General features: G+C 61.4%; 17 protein-coding genes and 1 pseudogene. 14 read left to right on the top strand and 4 right to left on the bottom strand.

Annotated elements, in window-relative coordinates; genetic code table 11:
• The first annotated feature begins 16 nt into the window (after positions 1-16).
• Positions 17-211, top strand: a complete 195-nt coding sequence (locus tag QRT08_RS16060) for a cold-shock protein (RefSeq protein WP_286046988.1) — start codon at positions 17-19, stop codon at positions 209-211.
• A gap of 195 nt (positions 212-406) precedes the next feature.
• On the opposite strand, the pseudogene QRT08_RS16055 reads toward QRT08_RS16060, so the two are convergent.
• Together QRT08_RS16055 and QRT08_RS16050 are read right to left on the bottom strand one after the other, a co-directional pair.
• Positions 407-691 (bottom strand): annotated as a pseudogene (locus QRT08_RS16055) (anion permease); the annotation flags it as partial.
• A 326-nt stretch (positions 692-1,017) separates the two neighbouring features.
• Positions 1,018-1,398, bottom strand: a complete 381-nt coding sequence (locus QRT08_RS16050; protein ID WP_286046987.1) for a CBS domain-containing protein — start codon at positions 1,396-1,398, stop codon at positions 1,018-1,020.
• A gap of 238 nt (positions 1,399-1,636) precedes the next feature.
• On the opposite strand from QRT08_RS16050, the gene QRT08_RS16045 reads away from it, so the two are divergent.
• The gene (locus QRT08_RS16045; RefSeq protein ID WP_286046986.1) at positions 1,637-1,816 is read left to right on the top strand and encodes a hypothetical protein; all 180 of its coding nucleotides are present in this window, start codon (positions 1,637-1,639) and stop codon (positions 1,814-1,816) included.
• A gap of 71 nt (positions 1,817-1,887) precedes the next feature.
• Here the strand turns inward: QRT08_RS16045 and QRT08_RS16040 are convergent, their stop codons facing one another.
• Positions 1,888-2,127, bottom strand: a complete 240-nt coding sequence (locus QRT08_RS16040) for a hypothetical protein (RefSeq protein ID WP_286046985.1) — start codon at positions 2,125-2,127, stop codon at positions 1,888-1,890.
• Between the two features lie 651 nt (positions 2,128-2,778).
• Here QRT08_RS16040 and QRT08_RS16035 point away from each other — a divergent pair.
• From QRT08_RS16035 to QRT08_RS16010, 6 genes are all read left to right on the top strand, one after another.
• Positions 2,779-3,549, top strand: a complete 771-nt coding sequence (locus QRT08_RS16035; RefSeq protein ID WP_286046984.1) for an IclR family transcriptional regulator — start codon at positions 2,779-2,781, stop codon at positions 3,547-3,549.
• A 53-nt stretch (positions 3,550-3,602) separates the two neighbouring features.
• A complete protein-coding gene (locus QRT08_RS16030; RefSeq protein ID WP_286046983.1) occupies positions 3,603-4,955 on the top strand; it encodes an MmgE/PrpD family protein in 1,353 nt (450 codons plus the stop codon).
• A 103-nt stretch (positions 4,956-5,058) separates the two neighbouring features.
• Positions 5,059-6,195, top strand: coding sequence for a mandelate racemase/muconate lactonizing enzyme family protein (locus tag QRT08_RS16025; RefSeq protein WP_286046982.1), 1,137 nt, complete (start codon positions 5,059-5,061; stop codon positions 6,193-6,195).
• A gap of 125 nt (positions 6,196-6,320) precedes the next feature.
• The gene (locus QRT08_RS16020) at positions 6,321-7,421 is read left to right on the top strand and encodes a zinc-dependent alcohol dehydrogenase (protein WP_286046981.1); all 1,101 of its coding nucleotides are present in this window, start codon (positions 6,321-6,323) and stop codon (positions 7,419-7,421) included.
• Between the two features lie 75 nt (positions 7,422-7,496).
• Positions 7,497-8,630, top strand: a complete 1,134-nt coding sequence (locus tag QRT08_RS16015; protein ID WP_286046980.1) for a mandelate racemase/muconate lactonizing enzyme family protein — start codon at positions 7,497-7,499, stop codon at positions 8,628-8,630.
• Positions 8,631-8,831: 201 nt separating this feature from the next.
• Positions 8,832-9,968, top strand: a complete 1,137-nt coding sequence (locus tag QRT08_RS16010) for a mandelate racemase/muconate lactonizing enzyme family protein (RefSeq protein ID WP_286046979.1) — start codon at positions 8,832-8,834, stop codon at positions 9,966-9,968.
• 53 nt (positions 9,969-10,021) lie between these two features.
• Here QRT08_RS16010 and QRT08_RS16005 read toward each other — a convergent pair whose 3' ends face one another.
• Positions 10,022-11,146, bottom strand: a complete 1,125-nt coding sequence (locus QRT08_RS16005; RefSeq protein WP_286046978.1) for an MFS transporter — start codon at positions 11,144-11,146, stop codon at positions 10,022-10,024.
• 187 nt (positions 11,147-11,333) lie between these two features.
• Here QRT08_RS16005 and QRT08_RS16000 point away from each other — a divergent pair, with 187 nt between their 5' ends.
• From QRT08_RS16000 to QRT08_RS15975, 6 genes are all read left to right on the top strand, one after another.
• A complete protein-coding gene (locus tag QRT08_RS16000) occupies positions 11,334-12,590 on the top strand; it encodes a 3-isopropylmalate dehydratase large subunit (RefSeq protein WP_286046977.1) in 1,257 nt (418 codons plus the stop codon).
• Position 12,591: 1 nt separating this feature from the next.
• Positions 12,592-13,116 carry a LeuD/DmdB family oxidoreductase small subunit gene (locus QRT08_RS15995; protein WP_286046976.1) on the top strand — a complete coding sequence of 175 codons (525 nt, stop codon included), beginning with the start codon at positions 12,592-12,594 and terminating at the stop codon, positions 13,114-13,116.
• A gap of 20 nt (positions 13,117-13,136) precedes the next feature.
• Complete coding sequence (locus tag QRT08_RS15990) at positions 13,137-13,934, top strand: SDR family oxidoreductase (RefSeq protein WP_286046975.1); 798 nt, start codon at positions 13,137-13,139, stop codon at positions 13,932-13,934.
• 52 nt (positions 13,935-13,986) lie between these two features.
• The gene (locus QRT08_RS15985) at positions 13,987-14,991 is read left to right on the top strand and encodes a TatD family hydrolase (protein ID WP_286046974.1); all 1,005 of its coding nucleotides are present in this window, start codon (positions 13,987-13,989) and stop codon (positions 14,989-14,991) included.
• Positions 14,992-15,083: 92 nt separating this feature from the next.
• Positions 15,084-16,139: a Bug family tripartite tricarboxylate transporter substrate binding protein gene (locus QRT08_RS15980; protein ID WP_286046973.1), complete on the top strand. Its 1,056-nt coding sequence runs from the start codon at positions 15,084-15,086 to the stop codon at positions 16,137-16,139.
• A gap of 195 nt (positions 16,140-16,334) precedes the next feature.
• Positions 16,335-16,898: a tripartite tricarboxylate transporter TctB family protein gene (locus QRT08_RS15975; RefSeq protein ID WP_286046972.1), complete on the top strand. Its 564-nt coding sequence runs from the start codon at positions 16,335-16,337 to the stop codon at positions 16,896-16,898.

The following is a 16,898-nucleotide window of genomic DNA, read 5'->3' as shown; positions in this document are numbered from 1 at the left end:
GCTACGTTTGTTTGTAATGGCAAACGGTACGGTTGATTTCTTCAATCAAACTGGCGGCTACGGTTTCATTTCCACCGAGGATGCGGACGACGACGTGTTCTTCCACATGGAGGACGTTGGCGGCGCTGACCTCGAAGAAGGGACGGATATCGAATTCGACATCGAACAGGCCCCCAAGGGCCCCCGCGCGACGAACGTCGTCCGCGCCTAAGACACCGACCGTCACCGCGCGGTGACGACCGGTAACAGTTCAGTTTTCTCGGAACTTCCCTTCGAGTGGTAACGACGTGTCGTAGGCGACCGCCTGGTAGGGGAATCGTGTGGCGTACTCCCGCTGGGCCTACAGAGGACGAGAGATCCCTCTCCAGCGAGCGTCGGTACTTCGTCGAGGCGCGTTCGTCCTCACTCACACGCGGACTCCCCGGACGAACGCGATTTCGAGGACGGTGACGACCGACAAGCAGCTGTAACGGTGCACCGATGCGAATGAAGTCGGAGAACGTCTAACCACCGGGTCCGTAGACGACGAGACTCGTCTGATAGCCCACGGGCGTCATAAACGCCGTGGAGGCCGCGAACGTAACGGCGAGACGAACGCGAACGCGTTCGCACCGATCGATTGGGCGGCGCTGGCAGCCACCGGAATCATCAACACGACGCTCGCGTTGTTGCTGATGACGCTCGTCAACAGAACCATCACCAGAATGGCGATGACGTCGATCGGGAACCGTTCAGTCGCAAAGAGAACGAGCGCGAAAACGACGAGCACCTCGACAGTCACTGGCGTCGAGACCAGCCCCTGGGCTGCCAGAGAAGTCAAAGAGAAGGACATACCGAGAAGAGACTCTTACGGGGAAAAGCACTGGTATCTACATCAACCGATCGACCGAGCGTTATAACCCGTAGCAGGAGACGTGACTAGGGGTGTGAAAATCCCGGAAGAAATGCACTCTTCTCGTTACCATCCACTGACGACTCGTGTTCCCTGTTGATCGGCTCGGATAGACTCGCTTCCTCTCAACTCGAGAGATATGCTGTCAGGTCCGTCGTCGTGATGACACCGATGACCCGTCCTTCGTCGACGACTGGAACGTGGTGGAAGCCATATTCGAGCATCAGATCCGCAACGCTACGGATGGATTCGTTCGCGGTGGTCGTGGTGACGTCCGAACTCATAGATGTGCCAACGATCGCGTTCGGATCGGGGTCTCCTTCTGCGATGATTCTGATGAAATCAGTCGCAGTGAGAATTCCTTCGAGTCGATCGTCGTCGCCGACGACGATGACCGAGCCGATACCGTGATTGAGCATCGTCCTTCCAGCATCGCGAAGCGACGTCTCGGTGCCCACGGTGTACACCGGCGAAGACATGAGGCTCCCGACGAAAACATCTCCCATCTACGAAGATAGCTTGTGTCTGGGCATAAGGGTTTTCACCGAAGTACAGATCTCGGAGATGAATGCTCCATGCTGTAGTGTGGCCGACCCAAGTGTTCGATTCGATCTCTTCCGGTAACCGTTCGTCCCCAAGCGTTACGGGTGGTTGATCTGTACAATTCGATCGCTCAGACACGAACTTTCAGCCGACGATCCAGCCAACGCTTATTGCCCTCGTGGGCCTCCTTCTAAGAGACAAATGGGATTGTTCAAACGGATCGGCAGGCAGGTCGAACGGGTCAAGCGGACGGCAACGGAGACTGCCCAAGAGGACACGAACTACCGGTGTCAGGCGTGTGACGCACGCTTTCACATCCATCACGATCAGTGCCCGGAGTGTGAGGCCCGTTCGATCGTCTCGACGTCGACCGGAGAGTGACCGGGCCTGCTGTTTTGAGTACCCTATCGAATCCACAGGGAGGTCTCACAACGGAACGTATCGTCGTGCCCTTAGTCGTCGAATTCGCGGTCGTATTGCTCGTAGGTGATCGTCAGTTCGCCCGCCGTTGAGTGCTTCGCTGCGTCTCGAAGCGTTTTGAACTCTTGAAGAAGCACAGTCGCGTCGTCTGTGCCTTCACGAACGCTCCGCGATTCTTCTCGAATCGTGTCGTATACTTTCTCTAGGATGCGCTGAGCGGCGTACGAGTCGGTTTTCGAGTCGATCTCGAAGGAAGCTTCGTAACGTGACATACTCGTAGTTGGTACTGCACCGAGTTAACGCTCCTCATGTACTACGATGGATCGAGCCGTTTTCCTCCATCCGAGGTGGTTCCCGTTCTCTCGAACCCACTAGGCAGGATAGCAGTCGGGAGACGCGCGGCGTCGACTGATTCACTCCTGCGAAATGCACTAGCCGGTCTTCCCCAAGTCCGTGGTCCCCAACTCGCCTCGCTGGTTTGTAATATCAACAATACGAGAAAGAAGAATCTAACAGGCCAGAATAACCGCCGGGTACGTATAGATCTTTCGCTCTTTGGCCCGGATGAGTTTACATCCGTACGCATGTAATAACTTCCGTGTATCAGATCGGAGAACCGCGCGTACACGGTTCTCGAATGGGAGTACTGACGCATGGTTCCCATAGACGAGAGGCCTGTTTACCCGACCGGTTCGAATACCGATGTCCCGTCGAATGAGCCGAAAATTCGCATCGGGGGGGTGCTCTACCGGCGAACAGACCCACGGTGTCCGGTTGTTTCGCGAAGATCCGTTGAACCCACGCCGTCTCAGATACGTATGTCCGATAACAGTCCCGAATCCTGAGCAGAATCGTGGTTCGTTCACGCAGACTTCGATTCACGAATAGTGAATTATATATGCCTGTGTGTGTTTTCACCTGGCATGGCCGGCACATCCAGAACGACGGTGGCTTCCGTCGAACGGTCCTACGAAATCGTTCACGCCCTTCAGGAACTGAACGGGGCCCGTGTTCACGAACTCGCCACGCATCTCGATCTCGCACCGAGTACCATCCACAAACACCTCGTAACCCTCGAGCAGCTGGGCTACGCACGGAAAGAAGGTGACGAGTACCGGGTCGGTATGCGCTTTCTCACGATCGGCGGCCATATCCGGAACAGTCGGAGGGGATACCGGTTGGCGATCGAAATGGTCTCGCGATTGGTCGAGGAGGTGGACGAACGCGCGCAGTTCGTCGTCGAAAACGGCGGGCGTGGCATCTACCTCCACACCGAGATCAGCCAACACTCGGTTCAGATAGACCGCTATACCGGCAAGCGTCGGTATCTCCACTCCAGTGCTGCAGGCAAAGCGATCCTCGCATACCTCCCCGATGACCGCGTGGAGGAGATCATCGACCGCTGGGGACTGCCCGCGGAAACGGCCGAGACGATCACCGACCGCGAGGAACTGTACGACGAGCTCGAACGGATCCGATCCGTCGGCGTGGCGTTCAACGACGGTGAATCGATCAAGGGGCTCCGAGCCGTCGGAGTTCCAGTCATGACGCCCCACGATTCCGTTCTCGGCGCGTTCAGTGTCTCGGCTCCGGCCCATCGGCTGAAGGGGGACCTCTACGGGGAGGAACTCCCGGATCTCATCCTCGGGTTCGCCAACGAACTCGAACTGAACCTGCTCAACTCCCCACAGTAACCGATCCTGTTCACCAACTTGATTTATATACTTGCGATCTCATACGTGGAATCATGGCTGAGACAGCGCTGCTAGCCGACTTCACGGCTGAGACTACGTTTTCGGACATCACGACCGACGCCATCGATCACTCCCAAACGGCGATTCGGGACTACATCGGGGTCGCACTCTACGGGTCGCATCACGACGTCGGGGACCGAATCTCCGCCTACGTCGATCGTAGCGCCTCCGGCGACCAGAGCACCGTCTTCTGCCGAGGGACGGCGAGCGTTCCCGGTGCTGCTCTGGCCAACGGCGCGTTCGGGCACGCGATCGATTACGACGACACGTTCGAATCGATCGTCATCCATCCGACTTCACCGGTCTTCGCCGCTTCGCTCGCCGCTGCGGAGTCCATCGATACGACGACTCGGGACCTCCTGACCGGCTACGTCGTCGGTTGTGAGGTGGCGTTCAGAGTCGGCCACAGTACCTACCCCGAACACTACCGGAACGGGTGGCATGCGACGGGCACGATCGGTACGTTCGGAGCGGTCGCTGCTGCCGGCTCGGTTCTGGATCTCGACCGGACCGCGCTCGTGCACGCGTTCGGAATCGCCGCTTCCCTCTCGTCGTCGTTGAAGAAGAACTTCGGATCGATGACGAAACCGTTACACGCGGGGCATGCCGCCGAGATGGGCGTGAGATCGACACTGCTCGCCGACGAGGGATTTACCGCCGACGAAGCCGTCTTCGAAGGCGACCTCGGCTACGGGGAGGTGATGACGATGCACGACGGCTACGATCCGGCGGAGATCACGGAGGGGCTGGGCGAATCGTGGAACGTCACGGACATCGGGTACAAGCCGTATCCGTCCGGCGTCATCACCCACGCGGCGATGGATGCCATGCGTAACCTGGTGCTGGAACACGATCTGACGCCGGAAACGGTCGATCGGATCACCGTTTCCCTCGAGGATGCCGCTTCCGAGATGCTCATACACGCACAGCCGGAGAACGCCCTCCAGGCGAAGTTCTCGATCGAGTTCTGTCTCGCGGCCATCCTCCGGGAGGGCGAGGCCGGTATTCACGAGTTCACCGACGAGTACGTTACCGATCCTCAGACCCGGGCGACGATCGACAAGGTCGAGCGCGCGTTCGAGGACGACCTGTTCGGTGACGACTTCGCCGGCTACGGGGCGACCGTACGCGTTCAGACGACCGCTGGCGACGAACTCACCGCCCGAGAGCAATACGCACCCGGCAGCCCGAACAACCCGTTGAGCGAGGAGCGTCTTCGTGACAAGTTCTTCGAGTGCGCCGAGACACGGCTCGATCGATCGGCGGCCGAAGAGCTCGAAGCGACGATTCAGCGACTGAAGGACGACCTCCCGGTCGGCGAGCTCACCGCACAGCTCGATCCATAGGAGCGCTGACTCTCCTCTCGTTCTGGCAGGCGAGGCAGTGACGCGGTACCGCGCCCGTCCTCGACACCGGAATATTGATTAGCTGGCCGACAAACGACGGTCCATGCAGATCCGAGACGTAGAGGCCGTCGCGCTGTACAGAGACCTCGACGAACGGTTCGCAAACGCACAGAAGTGGATCGATAGCCGGGAGTACTGTCTGGTCCGGATCGAAACCGACGATGGCACCGTCGGGTGGGGCGAGTGTTGGGGGCCCGTCGCGGGCAACCGGGAGGTCGTTGAGGAGTACGTCACCCCCTGGTTGATCGGGAAGGACCCACGCGACGTCGAACGCATCCACGACGAGTTGACGTTCAAACTCCGCTCGTCGTATCACTCCTACGTGCCGGCCAGCGTCGTGAGCGGCGTCGATATGGCGCTTTGGGACTGTTACGGGAAGATCGCCGGCGAGTCGGTCTCGCGTCTACTCGGCGGTCGGCGGCGTGAGGCGGTCCAGGCGTACGCCACAGGCCATTTCTTTCCCGACGTCGATGGCACCGATGCGTTCAAACGAGCCGTCGTCGAGGAGGCGGAGGGCAACGTCGATGCCGGGTTCGACGCCCTGAAGGTGAAGATCGGGGTCGGTCGTCACTTTCCGTGGTCCATCGATACCGACGTCGAGATACTGCGCGCGATACGGGACGCCGTCGGGGACGATATCCGGCTGATGGCCGACGCGAATCACGGATACGACACGGCCGACGCGCGGCGGGTCGGGAGACGGCTGAACGACCTCGACATCTACTTCTTCGAGGAACCGATCGGACCACAGCACGTCGAGGAGTACGCGAGGTTGAACCGCGAACTCGACGTCCCGATCGCCGGAGGGGAGTGTTGGGCGTTCGTCGAGGAGTTCGACCGGGTGTTCGATCGGCAGGCGGTCAGCTACGCCCAGCCGGACGTGACGAGTGCGGGCGGCATCACGTCGATGCGGCGGATCGCGTCGCTTGCGGATGCCAGGAACGTGCAGTGTTTACCCCACGTCTTCGGGAGCGTCGTCGCCTTAGCCGCGAGCCTACAGGTCCTCGCTACGATCCCCGGAAACCCGATGCTCGAGTTCGACCGCACGCCGAACCCCATCCGTGACGAGCTCGCGGTCGACCCGATCGTCAACGAGGGGGCGTCGGTAGCGGTTCCCGGCGGTCCGGGACTGGGCATCGAGATCGATCACGGCGTCCTGGAACGGTTTCGCGTCGACTGATCGCTAGGCCCGCCAGGCGCGTGGTTCGAGCCGATCATCACCGTCTCGTGGGGTCTCAAACACCCCGAGCGACTCCCTCGATCCGAGGCCAACCTCTTTGTACGGGGGGATAGATGGCTGGTCACATGGATGCCGTCGTGTGTGAGGCGTTCGGCGAGGCTCGTGTCGAAGACGTTCCGATGCCATCGATCGGGGCGACCGACGTGCTCGTCGAGGTCAAGCGCGTTCAACTCAGCGTCACGGAATGTAACCTCTATCACGGGGAGGAGATCGCCCATTACGAGACGGTCCGCGATCGGCTCGACGGCGGGAGCGCTCGGCTGTTCGGTCACGAGTTCTGCGGAGAGGTCGTCGAGGTCGGCGACGAGGTAGCTTCCTTCGAGCCCGGCGATCGGGTCTATGCCCCCGGCAAGATCCCGTGTGGTGAGTGCAACTACTGTACGTCGGGCCGGGCACTCCACTGTACGGACAAGACCTACATCGGGTACGACATCCCCGGTGCCCTCGCGGAGTACGTCTCGCTTCCCGCCGAGCCGCTCTGTCGGGTACCCGAGGGGGTCAGCGATGCGGAGGCCGCCGCGATGCAGCCGCTCGCCAGTTCCGTGCTGTGTCTCAGAGACGCCGGTATCGAACAAGGTGATATCGTCGCCGTCGTCGGGACGGGGGTCATGGGGTTTCAGTCCGCGCAACTCGCCCTGCTCCAGGGCGCAAGCGACGTCATCGTCGTCGATATCGATCCACGGAAACTCGATATCGCTGCTCGCCACGGACTGTCGCCGATCGATGCCACTTCGACTGATGCGGTCACGGCAGTCCGTGAACGAACCGGTGGAATCGGCGCTGACGTCGTGATCGAGGCCGTCGGCGGCGATCAAGACCACGGGACGGACGGGTCCGACCCGCTCGCCCAGGCGGTCGACATGGTCACGCGGGGCGGTACCGTCCTGCAGGTGGGCTACATCATCGGCGATCTCACGGTCACACCGCGCACCCTTCGGTCGAAAAGCGTCGACTGGATCAACCCCGTCTCGGGACTGTTGACCCTCGGGCCCGGTCGGACGACCGGGACGCTCGCTGCACGGTTGGTCGAACAGGGCCGGATCTCCATCGACGACTACATCACCCACGAACTTTCGGGCCTCGACTCGTTCGAGCGCGCGGTCGAGATGACGCTCCACAAGGAGCAGTACGGCGCGCTGGGGCCGGCACAGATCGTCCTTTCCTGAGGTCTGGCTCGTTCCGAATCGGCAGGGGGCGTGTGACACGTGAAGTTATTTACGTGTCGGATGAGAGCGTGGGTCATGGAAATCACGAACGTCGAGCCGATCCGGCTAGAGCGTGCGCTCGATACGATCACACGACGAGGCGGCACGTCCGAGCAGAACATCACCGTCACCCCCGTCGTCGTGAAGGTCCATACCGACGAGGGGATCACGGGTCTCGGTGAATCGTTCGTCTTCGACCCCACCGGCGAGGAGGCGAAGTTCCTCGAGCACGGCATCAACGCCCTCTCGAAGAAGCTCGTCGGGCGGGACCCGCGCGAGGTCACGCGGCTGTGGCACGAGATGTACGTCGAGGTGAAGCGATCGGGTGCGTATCGCGCGCTCAGCGCGGTCGACGAGGCGCTCTGGGATATCAAGGGGAAGAACGCTGGCCAGCCCGTTTACGAACTGCTCGGCGGTCAGGTCAACGAGATCAAGGCGTACGCGACCTTTCCACATTTCAAGGAGAGCGAACGGCTGGTCGAGGACGCCGTCTGGCTCTCGGAGAAAGGGTTCGAGGCGATCAAGATCGTCGGTGCGAGCGTCGGCGTCAAGCACGACCAGGAGCGTATCGAAACGATCAGCGAGGACTTGCCCGAGGGGATGGACCTCGCGATCGACGTCAACACGTCCTACAACACCGCCGAAGCGCTCGCGGTCGCCGAGACCGCGAGCGAACACGATCTCGCGTGGTTCGAGGAACCGATCTCTCACCTCGACGTTCAGGGTATGGCCGAACTGAACGAGCGCGTCTCGGTCCCGATCGCCGCCTACCAGACGCAGACCCCCCATTATCCGGCCATCGAACACCTCCGGGCCGACGCCTTGGAGATCTATCAGCCGACCCTCGATCTCGTCGGCGGGATCACGTCCGCGAACCGCGTCGCGACGTTCGTCGAGGCGTTCGACAAACAGTTGGTCCCTCACACGTTCGGACCGCTCATCAACTACGCCGCGAGCCTGCACGTCGTCGCCGCCAGCCCGGCGTGTTCGCTCATCGAGTTCGCGGTGTTCGACGACGAGATCGACGACCCCGGGGAGTTCATCGCCAGTCCCTACGTGAAGAACCAGGAGGCGGTCTACGTTCAGGACGGGGGCACGATCTCGCCGCCCGAAGGCCCGGGCCTCGGGATCGAACTGGACGAGGACAAGGTCGAAGAATACCGCGTCTGACGCCCTCATCACCGAGAGCTCCTTCGGGCACACGCGTCCGACCGGATCGCCGAGTCGACCCATCTCGTCGAGCGCGACGTCGTCCAGTTCGACTGAGTCTCGACCGGTTTTCCGACTCCGGTTGGGAAGCGGGTGTGAGTAACACTACCGTGTGTTTTCATCTCAATTCTTAAGTAGTGGAACTGAGAATGAGCATCCGCAATGGAAATCACCGAAATAGAGACCGCCGTACTCGAGAGCCCGGTCGATGCGGCCTCGTTGCCGGCGCAGGTCGGCGATCGGTCACTCGACATCAGTTCCGTCCTCGTGCGGATCCACACCGACGAGGGGATCACCGGCCTCGGGGAGTCGTTCTACCGCTCCGTCGAGGACAACCTGTTCCTCGAACGGAGCATCCGATCGATGGCCCGCCATCTCGTCGGCAAGGACCCCCGTAACGTCAAGAAACACTGGCACGAGCTGTACCTCCACGTGAAGCGTGCTGGCGCCTACGGTGCGCTCAGCGCGCTCGACGAGGCGATGTGGGACATCAAGGGGAAGAACGCCGGCCAGCCGCTTTACGAGCTGCTCGGCGGCGAGTGTGGCGATATCCACGCCTATGCGACGTTCCCGGCCGAAAAGGAGATTGACGAGCTGATCGAGGACGCCCACTGGCTGGCTGATAAGGGCTTCGTCGCGATGAAGGTCGGCGCCGGGTTCGGCGTCGAGGAGGACCGAGAACGGATCCGCGAGATACAGACCAACACGCCCGACGAGTTCGGATTGGCGATCGACGCCAACACGTCCTACGATTTTCCCGACGCGCTGCGTGTCGCCAAGACCGCGAGCGAGTACGAACTCGAGTGGTTCGAGGAACCGATCGCTCACACCGACATCAGCGGCCAAGCCGACCTCAACCGGAAGGTCACGGTGCCGATCTCCGGGTATCAGACGCACACGCCGCACTACCCCGCGGTCGATCATCTGAAGGCCAACGCGCTCGAGATCTATCAACCGTCGCTGGATTACGCGGGCGGCGTCACCGGCGCGACCCGCGTCGCCGACCTCGTCGAGGCGTTCGGCAAACAGCTGATCCCCCACGCCCTCGGTCCGGCGGTCAACTACGCGGCGAGCCTGCACGTCGCAGCCGCCAGCCGGGCGTGTGAGCGGATCGAATTCGCCGTCCTCGTGGACGACATCGACGACCCCGGCGAGTACGTTGGCGGGCCTCACATCGCCAACCAGGACGATATCCGAGTCGAGGACGGCGGCGAGATCACGCCGCCCGAGGGGCCCGGCCTCGGCATCGAAATCGACGAGGACGTCCTCGCGGAGTACACCGTTTCCACGTCCTCGTAAACGGCGCCACAGCGGCGAGTGAGACGGGTTTTGGCGGAACCGGTCGTGCCCGCTCACGTCTCGAGCACGCTGATGACGGCGATCCCGAAGAGCAGACCGACGATGAGGACGACGAACGCAGCGGTAAATCCGACGGTATCCGACAGATAGCCAACGAGCGCGGGGGAGAGCGCGCCGATCACCGTCATAACGGTTCGGACGATACCGAGGGTGCCACCTCCGATGGACGAGGGGATGATGTCCATCAGGTAGGAGTCCCGAACCGGTCTGAACCCGTGGAGTCCGATGCCCATCACGACCGTGAGAACGAGGAGCGGGACTAACGCCTGTACCGCGATGATCAGCGCGAGGCCGACGATCATGAGGACGAACAACAGGAGCGCGACCCGAAGCCGGCCGAGCCGATCGCTGATATCGCCGGTCACCAACTGGCTGAGACTCGCCGCGAACAGGAGCGAGTACGCCAGCCCGGCCATGTCGGAGGACATCCCCTTCTGTGTCGCCAGGAACAGCGGAAAGAACGACGCGATCCCGTTCCAGACGAACGTGAAAAGCGTCGTCACGACCAGGAACAGGACGAGCCTCCGATCGGAGAAGATCGAGAGGTACGCCCGAACGCCGGGGTCATCGCTTCCGTCGGTCTCCGCACGGCTCCGTTCGGACTGTACCGTCGTCGACGAGGTGGTGCTGATGAAAAAGATCGCCCCGAGCCCGAGGCTTACGACCGTGATCAGGGTGAACACGACGTTCCAGTGAAGCGGACTCGCCAACAGCCCGACGACGACGACCGGTGCGACGATACCGCCGAACTGCCCGATCGTGTCCAGTACGCCGAGCGCCAACCCCGTCCGCTGGGGGTACTCCTTCGAGAGATAGGGGATCGCGACGGTCTTGTGTACCCCCGTACCCACGCCGATCACGACCGCTGCCGCGGTCAAGAGCGCGAACGTCGGCGCGAGAAACGCCCCGATCGCTGCCGTAGCGAACAGTCCCACCCCGCCGAGGATGACGCGGGGTTCGCCGAACCGATCGCCGAGCACCCCTGCCGGTAACTGAGCCGTCGAGTACCCTAGCATCAACAGCGTAAACAGCAGTCCCGTCTGCGTGTTGGACACGCCGTACGTCGCTTGGAGCGTCTCGAACAGTGGCGGGAACACGTACCGGACGAACTGCACCATGAACCAGATGAGCGAGACGAGGATGATCAGTCGGTATTCGACCGCTCGTCGTCCCGCCGTGACAACCGATGATCGTGCTCGCGACACGTTTCTCGTCTCTAGTGTGGTCATCGGCCATTTGACTCTTTGCTTCCCGGTGGTCCACACCGGGCGAACGGTTATGTCGGTCGGGCCGAATCCCACGGCCATGGGTCAGACCGTTGCAGAGAAGGTCCTCGCGAACCGATCGGGATCATCCGGCGTTTCTGCTGGTGAGTACGTCGTTTGTGGCGTCGACGTCGCGATGGTACAGGACGTCCACGCGCCGGCCGTCTTCAACCGCCTCGACGAGAGGGGGATTTCTGAGCTCTGGGACCCCTCGAAGGTCGTCGTGGTCTTCGACCACGTGGCGCCATCCCACGGCGTCGATGACGCCGATACGAAAGCCCGGGTTCGACGGCTGCTCGAATCGTACGGCGTCGAGCATTTCTACGACGTCGGCACCGGGATCAGCCACCTCGTCCTCCCCGAACGCGGACACGTCCGTCCCGGCGAGGTCGTCATCGGAACGGATTCGCACACGGTCTCGCACGGCGTTTTCGGGGCTGCCGGCACTGGCGTCGGCGATACGGACATGGTGTACGCGTTGTTGACCGGGGAGGTCTGGTTTCGGGTACCGGAGACGATACGGATTCACCTCACCGGCGACCTCCCCCCGCACGTCTCCTCGAAAGACGTCGTCCTCTCCTTGGCCGCCAACTACGGCCTCGACGTGGCCCGGTATCGGGCGATCGAGTTCACCGGGCCGGTCGTCGAAGACCTCTCGATCGACGACCGGATGACGCTGACGAACATGTCGATCGAACTCGGCGCGAAGTTCGGATTCACACCCGTCGACGAACGGGTCGAGGAGTACGTCAGGTGTCGCACCGACGAGCCGTTCGCCGCCGTCGAGGCGGATCCCGACGTGGACTACGAGACGGTGATCGAACACGACGTCACCGGGCTCGAGCCGCAAGTCGCGAGACCACACGACGTCGACAACGTCGTCCCCGTCTCCGCGGTCGAAGGTGTCGACGTCGATCAGGTGTTCGTGGGGACCTGCACGAACGGATCGTACGACGACCTCGCCGCCGTGGCGGCCCTCCTCTCGGGAAACGAAGTCGCACCGGATACCCGGATGATCGTCACGCCGGCGACGCGAGCGATCTACCAGCGAGCCACCCGTGACGGCCTGATCGAGACCCTCACGCAGGCAGGTGCGACGGTCACGAACGCGACTTGTGGGCCCTGTCTCGGGTTGGGGATGGGCATCATCGGCGAGGGCGAGACCTGCTTTGCCGCCCAGAACCGGAACTACCGGGGTCGAATGGGAAGCGACGAATCCGAGATCTACCTCGGTAGCCCCGAGACCGCCGCTGCAACGGCGATCAGCGGACACATCGCCGACCCACGGGAGGTGTGAGATGCGCGGCCGCGCGTTCGTCTTGGGTGACGACGTCAACACCGGCTACATCACGCCGGCCCAGTACGTCGGTCGACCGATGGACGAGATCACCGACCACCTCTTCGAGCCGATTCGACCGGATCTCGCCGCCTCGATCGATCGGGGTGACTTCGTCGTCGCCGGCAGCAACTTCGGTGCCGGAAGCAGTCGAGAGACCGCACCTGCCGCCCTCCATCACGCCGGTGTCGGTGCGGTCATCGCTGAATCCTTTGCTCGCATCTTCTATCGGAACTGTATCGCGGTCGGCCTGCATCCGATCAGGTGTCCCGCCGTTACCGACGCCGTCGCCGACGGGGACGTCCTCGACGTTCAACCTGAACGACGGCGGATCGAAAACCGCACCAGCGGCGAGACGATCGACTGTCAGCCGTTACCGTCCGCATTACGGGAGATCTGTGCGGCTGGCGGGTTGCTTGCCTATTACGAGGACCACCCCGAGGGGATCGTCCTCGAGAACGGGACCGGTTCGGATAGGACTAAATGAGTCGATCGAGTACACGTCCCATGGACCTTCGATTGGCGGATAAGACGGCGTTCGTTGCGGCGTCGAGCAAGGGGCTCGGTCGGGCGAGCGCGATGCGACTGGCGAAGGAGGGCGCGAACGTCGTCGTGTCCTCACGGAGCGAGGAGAACCTGGCGCGTGCACGCGATGCCCTCGTATCGGAGCCGGGCATCGAGGAGGCCCAGGTCCGGACGACGGTCTGTGATCTGAGCGACGCCGCCTCGATCGACGCGGCGATCGAGACGACCGTCGAGGAGTTCGGCGGACTGGACGTCCTTGTGAACAATCACGGCGGACCTCCAGCGGTAACGTTCGAGGCGGCAACCGACGAGCAGTGGGACACCGCGTACACCACCGTCATCAAGGCGAACGTTCGCCTCGCCCGTGCCGGGCTCCCCCATCTCCGGACGAACGGGGGCGGGTCGTTGATCACGGTGACGAGTGCGTCCGCCCGTGAGCCGGGCGAGAACCACGTCCTCTCGAACGTCTTCCGACTCGGCCTGTACGGTTTGACCAAGTCGATCGCCCACGAGTACGCTCCGGAGGTCCGTGCGAACTGCATCACCCCTCGGTTCGTGATGACGGATCGAATCGAATACAAGATCGAACGCCGAGCGGAACACCGAGGTATTTCGGTCGAAGAGGCGACCCGGTCGAGGGAGGACGAGGTCCTTCTGGATCGGCCCGGTGACCCCGACGAATTCGCGGACGCGGTCGCGTTTCTCGCCTCGCCGCGAGCCAGCTACACCACGGGGAGCGTTCTGAGTGTCGATGGAGGGTGGGCCCGAAGCGTGTTCTGAATACGCGAACGCAGGTATCGATACCAGTCCAACCGACGAAAGACCCACACCGATGACCGATTCGAATACACATCCCTCGTCGCGCCCGCTCGGCATCTCGCCGGACGAGCTCGGCGACCGACCGACAGCACAGTCCTCGAGGATCACTCGCATCCCGTGGATCGACAGCCACCAACACACGCAGACGCTCTCGTGGAACGACCAGGAGAAGTTCGCCTTGAGCGGGGCACAGGCGGTGGTGATGATCGCCGCGAACTACCACTGGAGCCCGTACCGTCCGGTCGACCCGGATGACGTGCGCTTTCTGTGGGACCTGGCGATCAAATGGGTGGACTTCCTGAACCGGAAACACCTCTTCGATACGTACGTCGCGATCGGTATCCACACCGTTGCTCGCGTCACCGATTGTGACGCGCTGTTGGAGGCGCTGCCGGCGTACTGCGACCTGGACGAAGTCGTCGCGATCGGCGAAACGGGAATCGAGCCGGTCCAGTACGCATCACGATGGCCCGTCGAGGAGCAGAAACCGATCGTTCGAGAACAGATGAACATCGCCCACGATACGGGTGTTCCGTTGATCCTGCATACGCCGACGAAAAAGAGCACAGCGGGCGCGTCGTCCGAGCGCGGGTGGGGCGGCCTGGGGCTGTCCGAACCGGATCCTGCGTTCGAATACGACACGCCCAAGCTAGAGGCGACGGAGATGGATGTCGAACTCCTCGACGAGTCCAAACTGTCCGATGAACGGGTGATCGTCGATCACGGAGCGCCTTCCATCGTGGAATACGTCATGGAGAGCACCGACTGCTACCTCGGGTTCAGCGTCAGTTCTCCGCTCAAGGGCGTCACGACCCGGGACATCGCAGCGGCGATCGAGACGTATGGTTCCGATCGAATCATCGTCGATAGCGACACCATGGGCTATCGTGACTGCGATCTTTTCTGTATCCCGCGAACGATACAGGAACTGTATCGCCTGGGGATCGACGAGGAGGAACTCCTCGACGTCGTCTATCGTAACCCCAACGAGGTGTTGTCGCTGGATTACACGATTTAATTCCTACTATAAAAATTGAAAATTAATACCAACGGATCGGGTATGGTACTACCCCAAGATTTATTATGAATTAATGCAGAGTCGTAGTTAGCATGGGAGAGAAGCTGTACCAAGCCAATAGACGTACGTTCCTGACAGCGGTCGGGAGCGGAGTCGGCGTGACCCTCGCGGGATGTATGGGTGGCGGCGGTTCCGGCGGAGGCGGTAACGGGGCTGGCGACTTCCCCAGCCAGTCGATCACCCACGTCAACACCTATTCCGAGGGAGGGGGAACGGATACGAACCTCCGACAGCTACAGCCATACTTCGACGAGGAGTTGGGTGTCAACACGCAGATCGAATACCGGGCTGGTGCTGGAACACGGATCGGGACCAACTACGTCGCGAACGCCCCGCCGGATGGCTATACGATCGGTGCGACACGGTCCCCGGCGTTCGAGTTCACCCTTCTCATCGACGAGGAGGACACCGAATACCAGCAGGACGACATCTACCCCATCGGAAGCCTGATGACCGAGCACGCGATCATCAGAGCCAGAAACGACGAGGACCGGTTCGGAACGATCGAAGAGCTCGTCGAATACGCGACGGCCAACCCCGGCGAACTCACGTGTGGGGTTTCCGGCCCGACCAACCGGAACATGCTGGCGATGGTCCTCCTGATGGAGGAAACGGACGCCGAATTCACGATGGTCCCGTTCGATGGCGGGGGTGCGACACAGACGGCACTGCTTCAGGGTGAGATCGACATCGCGAACCGAAGCGTGTACAACAGCGCGGACATCGCGGACCAGACGCAAGCGCTCACCATCTATGCGGAAGAAAACCAGTGGCCGGATCTCACCAACGACGCTCCTCCACTGAACGAAGCGCTTGGAACCGATATCCCGTATGGACCGACCGAAGGGCGACAGTTCGACTTCGCACCCGCAGGGCTGCCCGATGAGAACCCCGATCGGTTCGAGTACATCGTCGACGCGTACGAAAGCGCCGTATCGAGCGACGGGTATCGATCGGACCTCGAAGAGCTCGGTGAGGAGGACAAGATCTCGTATATGTCTCCCGATGAGACCTGGAATCACATCGAACAAAACCTCACCGACATGGAAGACTACGTGGACGTGATGCTCCAACAGGTCGAAGAGTGAGCTTCGACTACAGCCGAATCGATCCGATCGATCGGACGAACCGACGTGATGGTTCCGGATCCTCCTAACTCAACCATAGGTCATGTTTTAGAATGAACGAGAGAACCGATTCCCTGTTGGGGTACTGGATCGAATGTATCACACATCCCGATACATCTTCGTCACCGTTTCACGGTTTTCCGTCCAGGGGTGACTATGGTAAAGAGTAGCGTAGAGTACATCGACAGAGACGTCGAGGCGGCCGCTACCGACGACGAAGATGATCGAGAGCCGATGGCGTGGGAGTTGGCCGCGATACTGAAGCTGTTGATACCCGTATTCAGTACCGCTTTCGCGCTCCTCTATCTGAACAGCGTCTTCGGTCGAATCGCCCTCTCGAACCTCTATTACCCCCTGTTCGTTATCGTCGCGTTGTTGGCCCTTCTGGTGACGGTGTACATCGAGGAACTGATCGACGTCTATCGGATCTACAGGAACCACGATCGATCGGCGAAAGTGGAGGTGCTCGAGCTGTTCGAAGAGTGGAAACAGTCCATCGGACTGCTCGTCGTTTCCCTCGTGTATCTCTATCTGGTACCGCTTCTCGGGTTTTTCTCCGCCAGCTTTCTCGCAATGATCGTCATCATGCCCCTCGGTGGGTATCGTGACTGGCGGGTGATCATCGCGACGGCCGTCGGGGTCTTATCACTGATCTACGTCCTCTTCGTCGTCGTAGCGAACCTCCAGCCTCCGACGGGAGCGTTACTGTTCATCCAATAA

It is taken from the genome of Halalkalicoccus sp. NIPERK01, assembly GCF_030287405.1.
Lineage (GTDB): Archaea > Halobacteriota > Halobacteria > Halobacteriales > Halalkalicoccaceae > Halalkalicoccus.
This window is presented reverse-complemented; position numbering and strand designations above follow the sequence as displayed.

Coding starts and splice junctions, on each gene's coding strand:
- QRT08_RS16060 (WP_286046988.1), top strand. CDS start 17: ATGGCAAACGGTACGGTTGATTTCTTCAATCAAACTGGCGGCTACGGT.
- QRT08_RS16050 (WP_286046987.1), bottom strand. CDS start 1,398: ATGGGAGATGTTTTCGTCGGGAGCCTCATGTCTTCGCCGGTGTACACC.
- QRT08_RS16045 (WP_286046986.1), top strand. CDS start 1,637: ATGGGATTGTTCAAACGGATCGGCAGGCAGGTCGAACGGGTCAAGCGG.
- QRT08_RS16040 (WP_286046985.1), bottom strand. CDS start 2,127: ATGTCACGTTACGAAGCTTCCTTCGAGATCGACTCGAAAACCGACTCG.
- QRT08_RS16035 (WP_286046984.1), top strand. CDS start 2,779: ATGGCCGGCACATCCAGAACGACGGTGGCTTCCGTCGAACGGTCCTAC.
- QRT08_RS16030 (WP_286046983.1), top strand. CDS start 3,603: ATGGCTGAGACAGCGCTGCTAGCCGACTTCACGGCTGAGACTACGTTT.
- QRT08_RS16025 (WP_286046982.1), top strand. CDS start 5,059: ATGCAGATCCGAGACGTAGAGGCCGTCGCGCTGTACAGAGACCTCGAC.
- QRT08_RS16020 (WP_286046981.1), top strand. CDS start 6,321: ATGGATGCCGTCGTGTGTGAGGCGTTCGGCGAGGCTCGTGTCGAAGAC.
- QRT08_RS16015 (WP_286046980.1), top strand. CDS start 7,497: ATGGAAATCACGAACGTCGAGCCGATCCGGCTAGAGCGTGCGCTCGAT.
- QRT08_RS16010 (WP_286046979.1), top strand. CDS start 8,832: ATGGAAATCACCGAAATAGAGACCGCCGTACTCGAGAGCCCGGTCGAT.
- QRT08_RS16005 (WP_286046978.1), bottom strand. CDS start 11,146: ATGGTGCAGTTCGTCCGGTACGTGTTCCCGCCACTGTTCGAGACGCTC.
- QRT08_RS16000 (WP_286046977.1), top strand. CDS start 11,334: ATGGGTCAGACCGTTGCAGAGAAGGTCCTCGCGAACCGATCGGGATCA.
- QRT08_RS15995 (WP_286046976.1), top strand. CDS start 12,592: ATGCGCGGCCGCGCGTTCGTCTTGGGTGACGACGTCAACACCGGCTAC.
- QRT08_RS15990 (WP_286046975.1), top strand. CDS start 13,137: ATGGACCTTCGATTGGCGGATAAGACGGCGTTCGTTGCGGCGTCGAGC.
- QRT08_RS15985 (WP_286046974.1), top strand. CDS start 13,987: ATGACCGATTCGAATACACATCCCTCGTCGCGCCCGCTCGGCATCTCG.
- QRT08_RS15980 (WP_286046973.1), top strand. CDS start 15,084: ATGGGAGAGAAGCTGTACCAAGCCAATAGACGTACGTTCCTGACAGCG.
- QRT08_RS15975 (WP_286046972.1), top strand. CDS start 16,335: ATGGTAAAGAGTAGCGTAGAGTACATCGACAGAGACGTCGAGGCGGCC.